This window comes from Desulfobacterales bacterium (assembly GCA_034520365.1).
GTDB lineage: Bacteria > Desulfobacterota > Desulfobacteria > Desulfobacterales > Desulfosalsimonadaceae > M55B175.
This window is the reverse complement of sequence record JAXHNP010000006.1, coordinates 215,909-231,900: the sequence shown is the minus strand read 5'-3', so window position 1 is coordinate 231,900 and position 15,992 is coordinate 215,909. Positions and strand designations below refer to the sequence as shown.

The 15,992-nt window shown below is 54.4% G+C and carries 15 protein-coding genes and 1 pseudogene; 2 read left to right on the top strand and 14 right to left on the bottom strand.

Going from position 1 to position 15,992, the window contains the following annotated elements:
- Nucleotides 1–7 precede the first annotated feature (7 nt).
- The 13 genes and pseudogenes from U5L07_08990 to U5L07_08930 form a co-directional block, all read right to left on the bottom strand.
- Complete coding sequence (locus tag U5L07_08990) at nt 8–199, bottom strand: hypothetical protein (GenBank protein MDZ7831871.1); 192 nt, start codon at nt 197–199, stop codon at nt 8–10.
- Nucleotides 200–203: 4 nt separating this feature from the next.
- Nucleotides 204–1,400 (bottom strand): putative sulfate/molybdate transporter, encoded by a 1,197-nt coding sequence (locus U5L07_08985; GenBank protein ID MDZ7831870.1) that lies wholly within the window; start codon nt 1,398–1,400, stop codon nt 204–206.
- A gap of 15 nt (nt 1,401–1,415) precedes the next feature.
- Nucleotides 1,416–2,171, bottom strand: coding sequence for a sulfite exporter TauE/SafE family protein (locus tag U5L07_08980; GenBank protein MDZ7831869.1), 756 nt, complete (start codon nt 2,169–2,171; stop codon nt 1,416–1,418).
- Nucleotides 2,172–2,189: 18 nt separating this feature from the next.
- A complete protein-coding gene (locus tag U5L07_08975) occupies nt 2,190–2,354 on the bottom strand; it encodes a hypothetical protein (GenBank protein ID MDZ7831868.1) in 165 nt (54 codons plus the stop codon).
- Nucleotides 2,351–2,695, bottom strand: a complete 345-nt coding sequence (locus tag U5L07_08970) for a metalloregulator ArsR/SmtB family transcription factor (GenBank protein MDZ7831867.1) — start codon at nt 2,693–2,695, stop codon at nt 2,351–2,353. The genes U5L07_08975 and U5L07_08970 overlap by 4 nt, the downstream gene beginning before the upstream one ends.
- A gap of 315 nt (nt 2,696–3,010) precedes the next feature.
- Nucleotides 3,011–3,547, bottom strand: coding sequence for an HPP family protein (locus U5L07_08965; protein ID MDZ7831866.1), 537 nt, complete (start codon nt 3,545–3,547; stop codon nt 3,011–3,013).
- Between the two features lie 10 nt (nt 3,548–3,557).
- Nucleotides 3,558–4,169, bottom strand: a complete 612-nt coding sequence (locus U5L07_08960) for a CBS domain-containing protein (GenBank protein MDZ7831865.1) — start codon at nt 4,167–4,169, stop codon at nt 3,558–3,560.
- A gap of 26 nt (nt 4,170–4,195) precedes the next feature.
- Nucleotides 4,196–6,451 carry a nitric-oxide reductase large subunit gene (locus U5L07_08955; GenBank protein MDZ7831864.1) on the bottom strand — a complete coding sequence of 752 codons (2,256 nt, stop codon included), beginning with the start codon at nt 6,449–6,451 and terminating at the stop codon, nt 4,196–4,198.
- A 14-nt stretch (nt 6,452–6,465) separates the two neighbouring features.
- A complete protein-coding gene (locus tag U5L07_08950) occupies nt 6,466–7,047 on the bottom strand; it encodes a hemerythrin domain-containing protein (GenBank protein MDZ7831863.1) in 582 nt (193 codons plus the stop codon).
- 141 nt (nt 7,048–7,188) lie between these two features.
- Nucleotides 7,189–8,835 carry a hydroxylamine reductase gene (gene hcp / locus U5L07_08945; protein MDZ7831862.1) on the bottom strand — a complete coding sequence of 549 codons (1,647 nt, stop codon included), beginning with the start codon at nt 8,833–8,835 and terminating at the stop codon, nt 7,189–7,191.
- Nucleotides 8,836–9,186: 351 nt separating this feature from the next.
- A pseudogene (locus U5L07_08940) lies at nt 9,187–12,274 on the bottom strand (efflux RND transporter permease subunit).
- A gap of 44 nt (nt 12,275–12,318) precedes the next feature.
- Nucleotides 12,319–13,692 carry an efflux RND transporter periplasmic adaptor subunit gene (locus U5L07_08935; protein ID MDZ7831861.1) on the bottom strand — a complete coding sequence of 458 codons (1,374 nt, stop codon included), beginning with the start codon at nt 13,690–13,692 and terminating at the stop codon, nt 12,319–12,321.
- A 142-nt stretch (nt 13,693–13,834) separates the two neighbouring features.
- On the bottom strand, nt 13,835–14,026 hold the full coding sequence (locus tag U5L07_08930; GenBank protein ID MDZ7831860.1) for a DUF1858 domain-containing protein: 192 nt from the start codon (nt 14,024–14,026) through the stop codon (nt 13,835–13,837).
- A gap of 181 nt (nt 14,027–14,207) precedes the next feature.
- Between U5L07_08930 and U5L07_08925 the strand changes: the two genes are divergently transcribed.
- A complete protein-coding gene (locus U5L07_08925) occupies nt 14,208–14,435 on the top strand; it encodes an antitoxin, RHH family protein (GenBank protein MDZ7831859.1) in 228 nt (75 codons plus the stop codon).
- Entirely contained in the window at nt 14,416–14,721 is a 306-nt protein-coding gene (locus U5L07_08920) for a type II toxin-antitoxin system RelE/ParE family toxin (GenBank protein MDZ7831858.1), read from the top strand. Before U5L07_08925 ends, U5L07_08920 begins: the two co-directional genes overlap by 20 nt.
- 173 nt (nt 14,722–14,894) lie before the next feature.
- Here the strand turns inward: U5L07_08920 and U5L07_08915 are convergent, their stop codons facing one another.
- Nucleotides 14,895–15,926 carry a 4Fe-4S binding protein gene (locus tag U5L07_08915; protein ID MDZ7831857.1) on the bottom strand — a complete coding sequence of 344 codons (1,032 nt, stop codon included), beginning with the start codon at nt 15,924–15,926 and terminating at the stop codon, nt 14,895–14,897.
- Nucleotides 15,927–15,992 lie beyond the last annotated feature (66 nt).

Below are 15,992 nucleotides of genomic sequence, written 5' to 3'. Positions count from 1 at the left end.
CAGCTGCTCAATGGGGAAAAACAGCCCACAGAGAAAAATCATGGGAAACCGTGGACAGCAGCAGGCGTTCAAAGGAGCGCTGCTTTTTTTCAAAGGTCACGGTTACGGCCAGCATGGAAGTGGTGCCAAACAAAATGGATACCGCCACCACGTTTTCAAAACGCTTGGAAAGATTTTCAACAAGGATGGATGGGTTCATTTTATTAAACCGACAGTTTTTCCCATTTCAGTATCCAGGCCACGATCATCCCGGCAATAAATCCCGCTGCCAGGTTAGATGCCAGGGTGATGCCCAGAATCAGGGTGGCCACAAAATAGTCCTTGCGGGAGGTCAGATCCATGACCGTCAGGCTCAGCTGGGAGCCGGCAAATACGAGCAGGACCCCGAGAATGGCCATGGGCAGAAGGTTTAATACGCCAATGATGTTTTCGCCAAGTGTTAGCGCCAGCACGGCAAAAATCAGACCGATTATGAGATTGGAGCCGGCGGTGCGCGCACCGAACCGGTAATGGGCCGCAAGCCCTCCCGCACCGTGGCAAAGCGGCATTCCGCCCAGGCCAAAGCTCATGAAATTGGCAAGGGCCATGCTGATACACGCCTTGCGGTTGGTCACTTTACTGGATTTTTCGCCGAAATATTCTTTGGAAAGATCCGCATAGGCCAGCACTGCATTGCCCAGTGTCATGGGAAGCTGTGGCAGAACCAAGGCAAACAGGGCAAAGGTGAAATCAACTTTTTCAGGTAGCCCAAAGGGCAGAATCTGCGGTATGTGAAATCCGATGCCGCCTGTCAGATCAGCCCTTGCGCCCAGGGCCAGGCCCGCTGCAAGACCGCCTATCACAACAATCAGGCCGGCTGGAAATTTTTTGTTGTCCAGCAAAAACAGAGTGATCACCGCGCCGATACCGCCAATGATCAGGCTGATGGGCACAGGACCCAGGGCCTGAAGAACCAGGTGGGGTTCCACTGCATTCTGGATTTCCTGGAACCGGGAGGTGCCTATTATAAATTTGATCCCGCCTGAAATCAGAAGTGCGCCCGTGGACAGCTGAACGCCCCGTATGACCGAATGCGGGGTTGCCTTTCGGATCAGGTCGATTGCCCCGGTTGCCCCCACGATCAAAAGAAATACGCCCATCAGAAGAGTTGAGGCCAGAATCTGGTCAGCACTCAAAGAGGTTGCAATGGCGTAGGCGCCAATCACCTTCATGGGCTGGACCGGCACGGTAATGCCGAAATAGATTCCCGACAGAATGAAGAAAATCCCGATACTCAAAAACAGGCCCAGGGGATCGAGCCCGTTGACGATTACCATGGCAATGGCAATGGGCAGAAGTGTTCCCAAATCACCCAGGGAGCCGGCCAGTTCCAGCCGGTTGAATCTGAAGGTTTCCGCCATCACGCTTCCTTTCGGTTATGCAAAGTATTGGTGCAAAAGCCTGGCACACAGGGCAAACAGCACCAGGCTAAACAAAACGCGTACGGTTTTGCCCTTCAGCCGGGTGCTCATCAGCCTGGCCCCGACCTGGCCCCCGGCAAAAGAGGCAACTGCCGCAGGCAGAATAAACCACCAGTTGATGGCTCCCATGGACACGTAGCCCAGAAAGCCCGTCAACGAAGAAAAGCACACGATAAACGTCGATGATGCCGCGGCAATTTTGGTGGGGGTTTTGAGCACGTAAATGAGCAGCGGGACCACAAATACGCCCCCGCCGATTCCCAGAAGCCCGCCCAGAAGGCCGATGCAGGCGCCGATGACAATACCGCCGGCCATTTTTTTCCATGGCGCCAGACTGGTTTGCTCCGCCTGCCCCTGCGGAGAAAACAGCATTCGAAGGCCGGCTGCGGCCAGCACAACGGCCATGATCAAAAGAAACGGGCCAACGGCGATCCGGACGTTGAGCCAGGAGCCCACGGGTGCAGCCAGGGCGGAGGACACGATCAGGGGGATGGAAAGGGAGAAATCCACCATTTTTTTACGTGCGTACGCATACGCGGCCGATCCTGCAGCCACCAGGTTTAAAAACAATGAGGCGGAAGCCGCCGCGCTTTTTGTAAATCCCAGGATCACAAAAAGGGGGGAAAATATCAGTCCGCCGCCCAGCCCCACCATGGTGAGCAGAAACGAGATGAAAAATATGGCCGCAAACAGGGCAACAGAGATGTTCATGGCAGCAGCGCCTGAAGCTTATTTTTCGTCTTTTTTCGGGCTTGCTTCCGGTTTTGTGTCATTGCACGTGCAGGGATGGTTCTGCACATCTCCGTGGCAGATGCGGATCTGCTCGGCGGAGCATTTTTCGGGTGCGTCTTTTAGCATCTCGGGTTTCTGGCAGCAATTGTTGTCCTGACTCATGACAGACCTCCTTTGTTGGAATTTGAATTTTTTAATGGCCCGGTTATGATAAAGGATTTTGCCGGGCTTGGGTCCAGCAGATGGTTTGCGGTTTTCTGCCATTTGGCCAATGTTTCTTCATTGACCCGGTAGTGGACGAAATAACCGCGTTTTTCGGCGATCACGATGTCTGCGTCCCGCAGTATCCGCAAATGCTGGGACACGGCCGCAGGCGAGATATTCAATGATTTGGCCATTGCGTTTACACACAGGGTGCGGTTTTTGAGCAGTTCGATCATCCGCACGCGCGTGTCCACAGACAAAACTTTGAATATCCGCGCAGTATTTTCCGCAGTTGGCATCCGCCCTCCATCTAATTAAGCAGTTACGCAGATACTATTATGCAGATGCAGGCCTGTCAATGGAAAAAATTCCATGCCTATGTGACCAGGCATTGACGCGGGAGAATTTCGTGCTACCCTAAAATTTTTTTACCCTGTAAAATCAATCAAAGGCCAAAAGCTGCGCCAGGATATCAAGGGGTCGCAGGGGGTGGTAAAAAGTGCAAGCCGGCTGCCTCTTGCCATTTGCCAGTGGTGGTCTTTTACGGGCATGACGGTAAAAAGCCCTGAAGTCCTGTTAAAGGAAAACCGGATCAGAATCCGGTTGCCGCTGCCTTACAGCCAGAACTCCGGGTAACGACGGTGCGGGGCGATGTTGTTGACCAGCAGGGCCACAGCCAGCATTACCGCCGCACCGAGGCCGGCCGGCACAAGCACGTACCAGAAACCCAGCGCGTGGATTTTTGCGCTGCCGATCACGGCAATCAGGGCGGTGGCGCCTCCGGGCGGATGCAGCGTCTTTGTGGCGTGCATCACCAGTATGGCCGTTGCCACGGCCACGGCTGCTGCCAGGGGCATGCTTACCCCCAGCAGCTTGAATGCCGCCACCCCGATCACAGCGGAAATCATGTGCCCGCCCATGAGATTTCTGGGCTGGGCCAGCGGACTTCGGATGGCGCCATAGATCAATACGGCGGATGCGCCGAATGACCCTATGATCATCACCAGGTCGGAATCCGTAAGAATGCGGTAGTGCACCAGAGCGACTGCCGCAATACCCAGAAAAGAGCCCACCCAGGACCAAATCATTTCGTCGATGCTCACTCTGGGCGGACTCGTGGTAACGCCTTTCATTTTTCTGAAATACTGCATATATCTTTCCTTAACAGACTTTTGCAAAAAACGAGTGCACCATGTCCGCCCGGCTGACAATGCCGATCAGCCGGCCGCCGGAATCCACCACCGGCACCCGGTTGATTTTTTTCTCCGCAAACAATTGAGAAATCTCGGACAAGGGGCGCGCCGCATCCACTGTTACCGCCGGTGCGGACATGATATCTGCAGCAGTCTTGCCCCGGATGGGAAGCGCCACGCAGCCCTTGTTTTTCAGACACTGGCTGATCACGCCCATAAACGAACCCGAGGGCTCGGCCCCCATTTTTTTCAAAAAATCCTTTTCCGAGATCACCCCGATGACCGCGTCATTGCTGTCGACTACCGGAAGGCCGGATATGTTGGCCGCCGCCATTCGTTCCGCGGTTTCGAGCAAGGACGTGTCTTTGCGCACGGAAATCACCGATTGCGTCATGATATCCTGTGCGCGCATGGACCGGGCGATGCGATCCACTGCATGGTTGTAGGCAAACCGGTAGATTTCCATGAAATCTGCGGGCGTGATATCAATATAGCCCTGCATTTCCTTCATAGCGGCAATGATGTCCTCGTTTTCAAGGTCCACGGGCGAGGTGCCCGAATCATCGGAGTTAAACGGCATGACATACCTCCTTTAAAAGTTGAATCTTATGCATTCACTCCATCCTGTCGCGGCCTGATAAAAGACAGCCATATGGCCCGCACCAGGAAGAAAAACAGCAGGATGGCGCCTGCGGCAAAAATTACGTCCGGTACCAGCCGCGCCCAGGAAAACGCTTGGATCACCGGGCCGGATGCGATTTCCGGGCTCCTGGCATACCACAGACCGTCCTTGATCGCATAATAGAGCTGGTAAAAGCCGGAGGGGATCAGGCTGAACACGACCATGGCGGCAAGCCCGCCGTTTAATCCCCAGAAGCTCCATTTCAGAAGCCGGTCCGACCACGCCCGGCGCAAAACGATATGGCGCACGGAAAACAGCATCAGCGAGATCGCCAGCATGCCGTAAACCCCGAACAGCGCAGCATGGGAGTGAATGGGCGTGGTATTGATGCCCTGGGCGTAATAAAGCACAATCGGCGGATTGATCAAAAAGCCGAAAACCCCCGCGCCCACCAGGTTCCAGAAGGCCACGGATATAAAGAAATAGATGGGCCACTTGTAGGCATAGTCCCGGCCCCCGGCATCAATGACCCGCAGGTTGTGGAGCACCTCGAAACCGAGCAGGGTCAGCGGCACCACCTCCAGGGCGGAAAAAACGGCGCCCAGGGCCATAATCGGAGTGGGGCTGCCGCTCCAGTACAGGTGATGGAACGTGCCGATGACACCGCTTCCCAGATACAGAAACACGATAAAATAAACGGTTGTCAGGGCGAATTTCCGGCTGACCGCGCCGATGTAGGCCAGCAGAAAGGCCATGACCACGGTGGCAAACACCTCGAAAAAGCCTTCCACCCAGAGGTGCACGACCCACCAACGCCAATACTCGGCATTGGACAGGTGGCTGCCGTGGGTATACATCAGGCCCGCCATGTAGAAAAGCGGTATGGCCACGGCGCTGTAGAGCAGCATGTGGGTCAGGCCGCCCTTGTCGTCTTCGTCTTTTAATGCCGGAGCAATGGAGCGCAGCACCAGCACCAGCCAGATGAGCATGCCGGCAATCAGCAGAAGCTGCCATACCCGGCCCAACTCGATAAATTCATAGCCCTGGTGGCCAAAGTAGAAACTCAAGTTTTCGAAAAATCCGCTGATCGAAAGCCACGCCCCGGCCATGGAACCCAGCACCACCAGCACAATTGCGGCAAACAAGGACAGCACCCAGAAGCGCTGTCCCTTTGGCTCGCGCCCCACAAACGGCCCGATGAAAAGCCCGGCCGCCAGAAAGCAGGTAGCGATGAAAAACACGGCCAGCTGTAAGTGCCAGGTCCGTGACACCGCGTACGGCAAAATGTGTCCGATGGGAATGCCGAAAAAATATGTACCTTCCACCGTGTAATGGGCGGTCACCGCCCCCAGGCCGATCTGGAGGATAAACAGGGCAATGGCCACGACGAAATACGGCAGCAGGGCTTTCTGGCTCGGTGTTGGCTGCGGTTCGGCAAACTCTTTTAGAATCTCGGGCTCGTGTTCGTCGTAGCGGATATATCGCAGATAGAAAAAAACGGCGGCGGCAACGGCGAGAATCAGCAGCACCACGCTGACGATCGACCATATCAGGGTCCCGGGGATCGGCTCGTTGCCCACCAGCGGATCATAGGGCCAGTTGGTGGTATAGGTATAGTTCTTGTCCGGTCTATCTGTCCCGGCAGACCATGCCAGCCAGGCAAAAAAACTGTTTACGGCAAACGCGTTTTCCGGGGTTTTGACAATGCCGGACTGCAAGCCCATGGACTCGTTTCCGTTGCGGAAAAGCGCATGATAATAGTCAAACAGGACGTCAAACGCCTCTTGCTGGTACTGGGTGAAAACCAGCGTGCCGGTTTGCGGGTCGTACCGGTTGGTCTTGATTTCTTTTGTGACAAGGGCCCGAAGCCTGGCCCGCTCCTGGGCGGGAAGCTGTTCAAAATCTTCTTGGGAAAATCCGCGGGCGGCATCGGGGGCGAGACCATGATGCCGGGCGGCCATGTAAAGCCCCATTCTATGCAGAAAATCCGCTGACCAATCCGGGGCCAGGTAGCTGCCGTGCCCCCAGATGGTGCCGATATGCTGGCCGCCCCTGGAAAAGTAGTATTTCTGGCCGGAGATAATGTCATCGCCGGTGAATATGACCTCTCCGTTCTGGCTGACCACTTTTTCCGGGATCGGCGGTTTTTCCTTGTTGATTACGTAACCGCCCAGGATCAAGACGCCGAACGTCAGCGCCAGCACAAACAAAAATATGGCCCGAAGCCTTGGATTCTGCATTTTCCCGCCTCCAGTTAATTGTAAGGGTTTATGTCAGGCCTTAGTCGGTGTAAACCTGTTTCAAACCGATGTAAAAGCTGATGAAATTCCTCGTGCTTGCCGGAACCGATGCGTTCTTCTTCCAGTTTTTCAAATGCCTCCGACAGCTCGGCTTGTTTGTCCGTGCCAAGCATGTCAACCGCCATTGGAAAAAGTACGCTTTCTTCCTTTTCAATATGGCTGCCCAACAGGGCGACGTAATCCAGGGCGGTTTTCTCGATTGTTTTGCCGGCTGTCTTATCCCCGGGTGTGAAGTCTTTAGCCGCATTCCTAAGCCCTGCAACAAGCCGGCGGCCCTGCTCGTGTTCATGCAGCAAAACCCCGATGGGGCCCTGATCCCGCGGCACACCGGCGGCCTCCAATGCGGGAAACAGAAAATCCTCCTCTTTGCCATGGTGGCAGCGGTCCACAAAAACGGTCAAGAATTCAAGGATGGCATCAAAATCCCTGGTATCGACTTCATGGCCGCCCCCGTATCTTTTCGACGCGGCTTCAATAATCCGAAGCATGGTTTTCACGCCCTGGTGTTCTTCTTTAAGGTCCGCAATCGGTCCCATAGATAACCCCCATCGGTTGTTGGTCACCGGGTGTTCTCCCTTATGACTGAGTCGGTAGGAAACCCGGAGAAAAGGATTGATCGGCACTCCCGGATCATCTCCCCGGAAGTGCCGAACAATCTCGATTTTTGTTTAAAAAACTTATTTTCCGGCCATCATGGCGGCAATGTCGTCTTCCACCGTGCCGATCGGCTTGATATCGAATTTATCCACCAGCACATTGGCCACATTGGGCGACAGAAAAGCCGGCAGCGTGGGGCCCAGCCGGATACCCTGGACGCCCAGACTCAAAAGCGCCAGAAGAACGGCCACGGCTTTTTGCTCGTACCAGGCAATATCATAGGAGATGGGCAGTTCATTGATATTGTCCAGCCCGAACGCCTCCTTTAGTTTCAACGCAATCACGGCAAGGGAGTAAGAATCGTTGCACTGCCCCGCATCGAGAATTCTGGGGATACCGCCGATATCGCCCAGGTCGAGCTTGTTATAGCGGTACTTGGCGCATCCGGCCGTAAGGATGACCGTATCCTTGGGCAGATTCTGAGCCACCTCGGTGAAGTAGCTTCGGGACTTCTGGCGCCCGTCACAGCCGGCCATGACCACAAAGCGCTTGATTGCCCCGGATTTGACCGCTTCAACCACCTTGTCCGCCAGGGCCAGCACCTGGTTGTGGGCAAACCCGCCCATAATTTTGCCGGATTCGATCTGCTCGGGCGGCTGACATTTTTTGGCCATCTCGATCACAGGCGAAAAATCCTTGACCCCGCCTTCCGGCCGGTCCGCGATGTGTTGGGCTGCGGGGTAATTCACAACCCCGGTGGTAAACAGCCGGTCCAGGTAGGAGTTGTCCTTTTTAATGGGAATCAGGCAGTTGGTGGTCAAAATAAGGGGGCCGTTAAAAGACTCGAACTCCTTGTTCTGGTGCCACCAGGATCCGCCGTAATTGCCCACAAAATGATCATATTTCTTGAACGCCGGATAGCAATTGGCCGGCAGCATCTCTCCGTGGGTGTAAACATCAACCCCTGTGCCCTCGGTCTGCTTGAGCAGTTCCTCCATGTCCTTTAGGTCATGGCCGCTGATCAGGATGCCGGGATTGTTTCGAACCCCGATGTTGATCTCCGTGATTTCCGGATTTCCATAAGCTTCCGTATTGGCTGTATCCAGCAGGGCCATGGTATTTACCGCCGTATCCCCGGCTTTCATGACCATGGCGATCATGTCATCGGTGGGCAGATCCTTTGTGATTGAGGCCAAAGCTTCCATGATAAATCCGTAGATATCCTCTTTTTCATGGCCCAGGATGGCTGCGTGATCGGCATAAGCGGCAATTCCCTTGGTGCCGATAACAAGCAGCTCCCGCAAAGACCGTGCATCCTCATTTTCGGTTGCCGTGATGCGGACTTCGTCGGACAGGGCTTTAGACAGAATTTCATCCCGGTCAGCTGGGGACCAGGTAGCGCAATCCGGAAGCGCGCCGGATACGGCGGAGCCGGCCTTCTGCTTTATGGTATCGCGCACCTTGAGCGCTTCAAGAATCCGGTCGATAATCACGTCATCTGACCATGCCACGTTGGTAATGGTTGAAAAAAGGGTCTTGCAGATAAAGTTGCCCGCGTCTTTATCCACGGTGCCCTGCTCCTTTAACTTTTCCCCGTATACGGAAATGCCCTTGCATACATAAATGAGCAGGTCCTGCAAATCCGCGGTATTTTCCGGTTTGCCGCACACGCCCTTGACTGTGCAGCCCTGGTTCTTGGCTGTTTCCTGACATTGAAAACAAAACATGGGTTCTCTCCTTTGTCTTTTTTAGAGTTTGCTTGAATTTACAAATTTTTTTTGATCTAAAATGTTGAATCCGAACCAAAGACGATTACACCCATGTGGCGGTATTTGCGGATGCGTGTAAAAGAATGGATCAAACTATCCCATAAAATCCTTATCGCCGCATTGACTTAAATCAATAAAAGCGGGGCATTTAGGGTTTCGACCTGATATCGGATAAAAACAAGGTTTATGTAAGGCCTTAATCGGTGTAAGTCTGTTTCACCCGATGTAAAAGCTGATGAAACTCCTCGTGCTTGCCCGGGCCGATGCGGTCTTCCTCTTGGGCCGATGCGTAAACACGTTTAATCTCTATTATGATTCTCCTGCCTCCTCGTTTTTCTCAAGCGATCCGCCGGCGTCGGTCCCGATTTTTTCCACGATGCCGAGATCCCCGAGTACCAGGTACATGCAGGGGATTGCCAGCAGCACCAGCACGGTGCTCGCCATTAAGCCAAAGGCGGTGCTGATGACCAGCGGAATTAGGATCTGTGCCTGGAGGCTTTTTTCAAACAACAGGGGCAGAAGTCCGGCAATGGTGGTGGTCGAGGTCATGAGCACCGCACGGAACCTTTCACGACTGGCCCGGGCCGCTGCTTCATGCATGGACAGGCCCTCTTTTCTGGCGTTTTTCAGAAAAATAACCAGCAGGATCGAGTCATTGACCACCACCCCCCAGGGCGATAAATCCCAGCAGGCTCGGCATGCTGATGGGCACGCCCATCAGGCCGTGTCCCCACACCACGCCGATCAGTGAAAAGGGAATGGCCAGCATCACGATGATCGGTTCCGTATAGGTCTTGAACTGGAAGCTCAACAGGATGAAAATTCCGATGAAACCGAGCATCATGGCCCATAGCATTGATTTGCGGGTTGTGTTTACTTCTTCAAGTGAGCCGGCAATGGCCGGTTTCAAATCCGGGTAGTTTTTCTTAAACCGGTCAAGGTAATCTTCCTGGAAGCGACTCATGAGCTCATTGGTATTGATCAGCCGGGTATCCACATCCCCGCGCAGGGTCACTGCGCGCATACCGTTGAAACGGGCAATTCGGGCCCATCCCCTGGCGGATCCCCATTCAACAATCGCCTGCAGCGGCACCCGTTGTCCGTCCGGAAGAACCAGGTCAAAGTTTTCAATGTCATCCATGCTGCTTCGATCCGGGTCTGCCAAACGGACCTCGATTTCATAGGATTCCGGGCCGACCTGGATCTCATCAGCGATCACGCCCTGAAATGCCGCCCGCAGCTGGCGGCATACATCAGCCGCATCAATGCCGAGACCATGGGCGCCTTCCTTCATCCGCAGGCGCAGCTCGGGCTTTCCCGGGCGAAGATCGTCTGCCAGGTTGACCACACCTTTAAATTGGCCGAACCATTCCTTCAGGTCTGTGACCGCCTTTTTCATCTCATTCAAATCGTTTCCCCGCAGGCGGACTTCAATGGGACGACCACCCGGTCCGAACCCCGGTTCCCCCAGGGTCAGGCTGATGACATCCGGCAGACTGCCGATTCGCTTCCGCCAATCCGCCAGGTAAGCATCAATGGTCCCGGAACGTTTTTCCGCGGTGAGCAGGTCCACTGTAATGGTTGCCACGTGCGGCCCGTTTTCAAATGCCTCGGTGTTCAGATTGTACCGGACATAGGCATTTTCAACCAGATCGCGGCCTTCGGGCTGCTGCGGTTTGAAATGCTGATTGGTTTCTTCCAGGGCGGTCATGATTTCGGAAACCACGGATTCGGTTTTTGATAAAGGCGTTCCCTGGGGAAGCAGCAGCCGGGCCAGGACCAGGTCTCCCTCCAGTTCGGGAAATCCCTGGAACTTGATTTTGCCCGAGGCCACCATGCCCAGAGACAGGATAAATATGCCGATGAGACACGATAAAAACAGGTATCGCCATTTCAGAAGAACCGTTACAGCTCCGCCCACCAGGCGATCCCGCATCCAGCGGAAAACCGAATCAAAACCCCGGCGGAAGCGATTTGAGCTGTCATGATCAAAGCCGTGCATGGCGTGATTGAGATGGGCGGGCAGTATCCAGAATGCTTCTATCAAACTTACTGCCAAAACAAGAATCAGCATCATCGGCACTACCTGCAGCACTTTGCCGATCTGCCCCTCGATAAAGGCCAGCGGACCAAGGATGCAGACTGTGGTGACAAAAGATGAAATAACCCCTGCAGCCACCTCTTTTGTGCCGTCCACGGCGGCTGCCAGCGGGGATTTGCCCGCCTGCCGGTGGGCCATGATGTTTTCGGCAATTACAATGGCATCGTCCATGAGAAGCCCCAGGGCCATGAGCATGGCGACCATTGTAAACATATTGATGGAAAGGCCCAGGTGCGGCACCAGGATAAATGCCCCCAGAAAAGAAACCGGCAGCCCCATTGCCACCCAGAAGGAAATCCGGACATTGAAAAATACCCACATCACGGCAAACACCAGCAGCAGGCCCTGGATGCCGTTGCTGATAAGCATTTCCAGCCGGTCTGTGAGAATGCCGGTTTGGTCCTGGGTGATGGTCAGATTCATCTGCGGATGCCGGGTCCGCTCTTTTTCAATAAATGCCCTGGCTTGTTGGGCCACCCGGATGGCGTCCTGCGCCCTGGTTTTCTCAATGTTTACAAGCGCGCTTCGCTTCCCGGCCTTTGTGATCTTTTCTTCATCAAGCGCAAACAGGTCTTCAACCCTTGCGATGGCACCCAGGCGGATCTCACCGCCCTGCCGCCCGGCCAGAATAACCAGATTCTCAAGGGCCTCCGGCGTGCTGCGCTGGTCGGCAAAACGGATCAGGATGTTTTCCTCCCGGGTCTCGATCGTGCCAAGGGGCATGTCCCGGCTTTGCGCGGAGATGCGTTCTGCCACCTGCGCGGCACTGAGTCCGAGATTGCGCAGGGCTGAATCAGACAGGGATACCCTTAGCTGGTGCTCGGAAAAACCGTCAATTTCAACCAGGGGAATGCCGGATTCCTGCATCCGGTCTTTTACGTCCTCGCAATAGGCCTTGAGATCCGGAACGCTCACAGGACCCGAGACGAGCAGCGACATGACCGGGTCTGTCCGGCCGAGTTCGGATATGACGGGTTCTTCCACTTCTGCGGGAAAATCGTCTATGGCGTCGATCCCGGTTTCGATATCCCGCAGGAAGGTTTGAATATCGCCGTCCGGAGACATCTCCACAACAACCGATGCAAAACCTTCCCTGGCATCCGAGCGGACTTCTTTGACGAAACTGATCCCGTCAATTGCATCCTCAACACGCCGGCAGACCACTTCCTCGACCTCTCCGGCAGTGGCGCCGGGATACTGAATGCGGATCTCGGTTTCGGTGGGGGCATAATCGGGCTGGGTCTCGCGCAGGATATTCGGCAGGGTAAGGGCGCCGGCAACCAGAAACACGATCATAAAAAGGTTGGCCGCGGTGGGATGCCCGGTAAAAAAACGGATCATCAGTGCGCCTCTTTTGCCTGGCTTATGGTCAAAAGATGTTGTCTCAGGTTCTCATCTGTTGTTGTTGAGACCTTCATGCCGTCAATGGCGGGCGACGGGTCGGATACAACCACTTTTTCACCCCTTGAGAGCCCGGACTTCAGGACAACAAAATCCGACTGGGCAAAATCCACTGTTACCTGTTTTTTTCGCAGCCGCTGCTGGTTGTCTACTGTAAACACCGTTCCTTCATGCATCGCGGATCTTGGCAGAACAACTTTTTTCGGCTGAACGGGGCCGCTGAGTGTGACCTCACAGAACATCCCGGCTGTCAAAGGCGGGCGCACACCGGGCTGAGCCTTTTCATAAGGCCGATCCACCGCGACGACGACTCTCATTTCCCTGGTTTTTGCATCCATTGTTTCCCGGACCCTGTCGACCCGGGCATTCCAGTCAGCCGACCACTCCCCGTTCTGCAGGCGGACGACTGCCCCCACGTTCCGGAATAATTGCCTGAAGGTCCCGGTCGTTATTCCCGGCTGAAACCGGCTACGTTTATCCACCTCAAGCAGATTGCGGAGTTGTTCGGCCCGAAACCGGGCTTCGACCTCCGTAACAGCCGTTGCGTGCGCCTTGAAAAGCGACTGGCCGGCGCGCACGAACTGGCCGGTTTCGAGCTTGACATCACTGAGCCGGCAGTCAAAAGGCGCCTTGATAACGGTCTTGGCAAGATCGATTTCAGCCTGTTCCAGTCTGGCCTGGTTTGCTGCCAGCGAAGCCTTCAGGGATTTTCGTCTTGCAGGAATAAGCGACAGGGTATTTTCCAGCTGCCGTACTTTTTGCTGCTGCTGCAAAAAATTTCTTTCCTCCCGGTCCACTTGATCCGGCGCGATGGCTTCCCGCTCCAGTGCCGCGCGCTGCCGCTCCAGCGACTTGCGGGCCAGATCCAGGGATCGCCTTTCTATTGCCAGCAGCCGTTTTGTGTTTTTTTCTTCCGCGTTCAGCTCAAAAATTTTTGCCCGGGCTTCTTCAATACCTGCCTCCAGGCGGGCGACAGCCAGTTCGTATTCCGTGGGGTCGATTTTTGCCAGTATGCTTTTGGCCTCAATGATCTCCCCGGAATCCAGTCGGGGATGCATCTCCACTATCGTACCCTTGACTTCGGCCACCGCCTCCCAGACCTGTCCCGGCGCAGCCACCCCGTAACCGGTTGCCCTGGGTACCAGGTCCACAACGGGCGCTTCGATGACCCGAAGCGCCCGTACCGATTCAACTTCGGCCTTTTTTTCAGGTCCCGGCCGGTGCATTATCAGATATCCGGAAACCGCCAGCGCTGCTGCAATGGGAACGATCACCATTGCCCGCCGGATATGCCGGTATATGAATTTCCGCATGGATATCCCTCTTTTTTAATGGCGCTGTTGACAGTTTTTCCGCAGTATATCCTATTAAAACATGCTTTCTGCATTGACTTAGGTCAAAAATAAAAGTCCCTGCGTATCAGGAAATATCCTGTCCCATTGATGAGTCCGGGTCTCAGGTTTTGTTGTCACAGAAAATCGCCCGGTTCAATTCGTCAACCATCAGTTCCGGGGCGCGGTTGTGTGCCCGGGCCGCTTCTTCCAGGGTGTGGAAGGCCTCTGCCTGGCATCCGGGGCAATGCATTCCCATCCGGAAAAACACAATCGTGGCCCGCGGATATTTTTCCAGGATCGTTTTTACGGTCATCCCGGATGTTATTGGAGGTGATGGATTGCTCATGAGGGCAGGGTAAAAGGATTTCCCGCCTGTTTCATTGCGCTGGCGCAACAAAATGAAAAACAAGTGCATGCAGGCCGAAAAGGGACTTGACATGGTGGTACATAAGTGTAACACTCAAACAAAAAGTCCAAGATAAAAGAGGTCTTTCATGCCCGCAAAAAATCCAAGAGTCAACGTCGTATTGGAAAAACCCTTATACAGTGCGCTGCATGACCTTGCGGAAGAACAGGGGCTTTCGCTGTCCATGCTAATGCGCGACCTGGTCAAGGAGGCCCTGGAGCTGCGCGAGGACCGGGCCCTGGCCGAATTCGCCGCGGAACGTGAGGAAGATTTTGATCGCGGCAAGGCGCTTACCCATGAAGAAGTGTGGGGATAGTGTGTCATTTTCTCTTCTTTATCATCCGGAGGTCGTGAAGCGCGATATTCCGAAGTTAAACAGTGACATCCGAAAACGGATCAAAAGGGCAATAGAAACCCGCCTCCTGACAGCCCCCCAGGAATATGGCGAACCCCTGCGCAAGACGCTTAAAAACTACTGGAAACTCCGGGTCGGCGATTATCGCATCGTGTTCAGGGTGGCGGACAATGAAATCCTTATACTGGGCATCTGTCACCGCAAGGAAGCTTATTCTTTGATGGAAAAAAGGCGGGACCAAGCCTGATAATTGGTTTTCCCTGTGAGCAAAGCCCGACATGTGCAGAGGCAGCGCAAATCTTGTCCGATACGCGCTTGACAGAGGCGGGCATGACAACGTGACCGTTGCCGTTTCCAAAAGTGGATCACGTACTTGACATACAGGTCCGCCTATTTTCTCCTGATTTGTAAAGTATTCTATCAATTTTGGTTTCTGTCGGCGTCCATGCTTTCATCCATCTTTTTCGGATGCTGGTAAGCGGCACTGTCCATCTGTTTTAGCCGCATCTGGAATTCCCTGTCCGAAACCCCGCTTTTCCAGTTCCCTGTCAATGTTGCGGCATAGATCAGTATCAGCCAAGTGGCGGCAATGGTTATGCCTACCCGTTTTACGGGCCATGCGGTATCCTTGCCGACGCTCGTAAACGAGAGCGCGCCCTCAGCCGGACATGCGGTCACGCACTCCATGCATCCGATACATTCAGGGGTGATAATTCGGGATTTACGATCAATCGGCAGCCTTTTTGGGCACGCACTGCGACATCGGCCGCAGCCGATACAAGCATCCTGATTACGGCGCACCCGCGTGGGGCCGACGACGGCCACAAGACCGGTCAGTGCACCGTAAGGGCACAGGTAACGGCACCAGAAGTGGCGAATGACAAATGAGAGTACCACAATGGTGCCGATGATAATTAAGGTAAGTGTTGTCGGTCGCAGAAAAAGATAAAGCATCTTGACATCGGCCATCCTGTAATAGGGACTATTCTGAAATGCGCCAATGGCCGATGCATCCATTGTATAAATGATCCAAACGAAAAAGCCGAGCAATCCATATTTCATCCCCCGCAGCGGGATATCGAGCCATCGGGGTGGAAGGAATATTTTTCCGAACAGGCTTTCACCGGTCCGGTAGCACCACTCCGACACGGTGCCCACGGGGCAAAACCATCCGCAGAAAGCATTTCTTAAAAGAAACGAGAGCAGGATCGCAAATCCGAAAATCACCATGGCCGCCGGATGGACCGGGTCCCATGCGCCGGTGGCGAAAAACCTTTTCCAGCTTATCAATGCGCCGATGGGCAGAAACCCCTCCACGCTCGGCGGCCTGGCAATGTTCGGCAAAGCGTTTCCCGTTGCGGCGAACACGTAGACCACAAACTGAATACCGGCCGCAATGGTCAGCAGCAGAATGGTTTGCTGTATAATCCGCCGGATACCAAAGTAAACCATGATTGATTGCTGCCAGAGCCTTTAAATTTCAGGTGTTGTAAAATATGAATCAATAGTAGGTAAGGA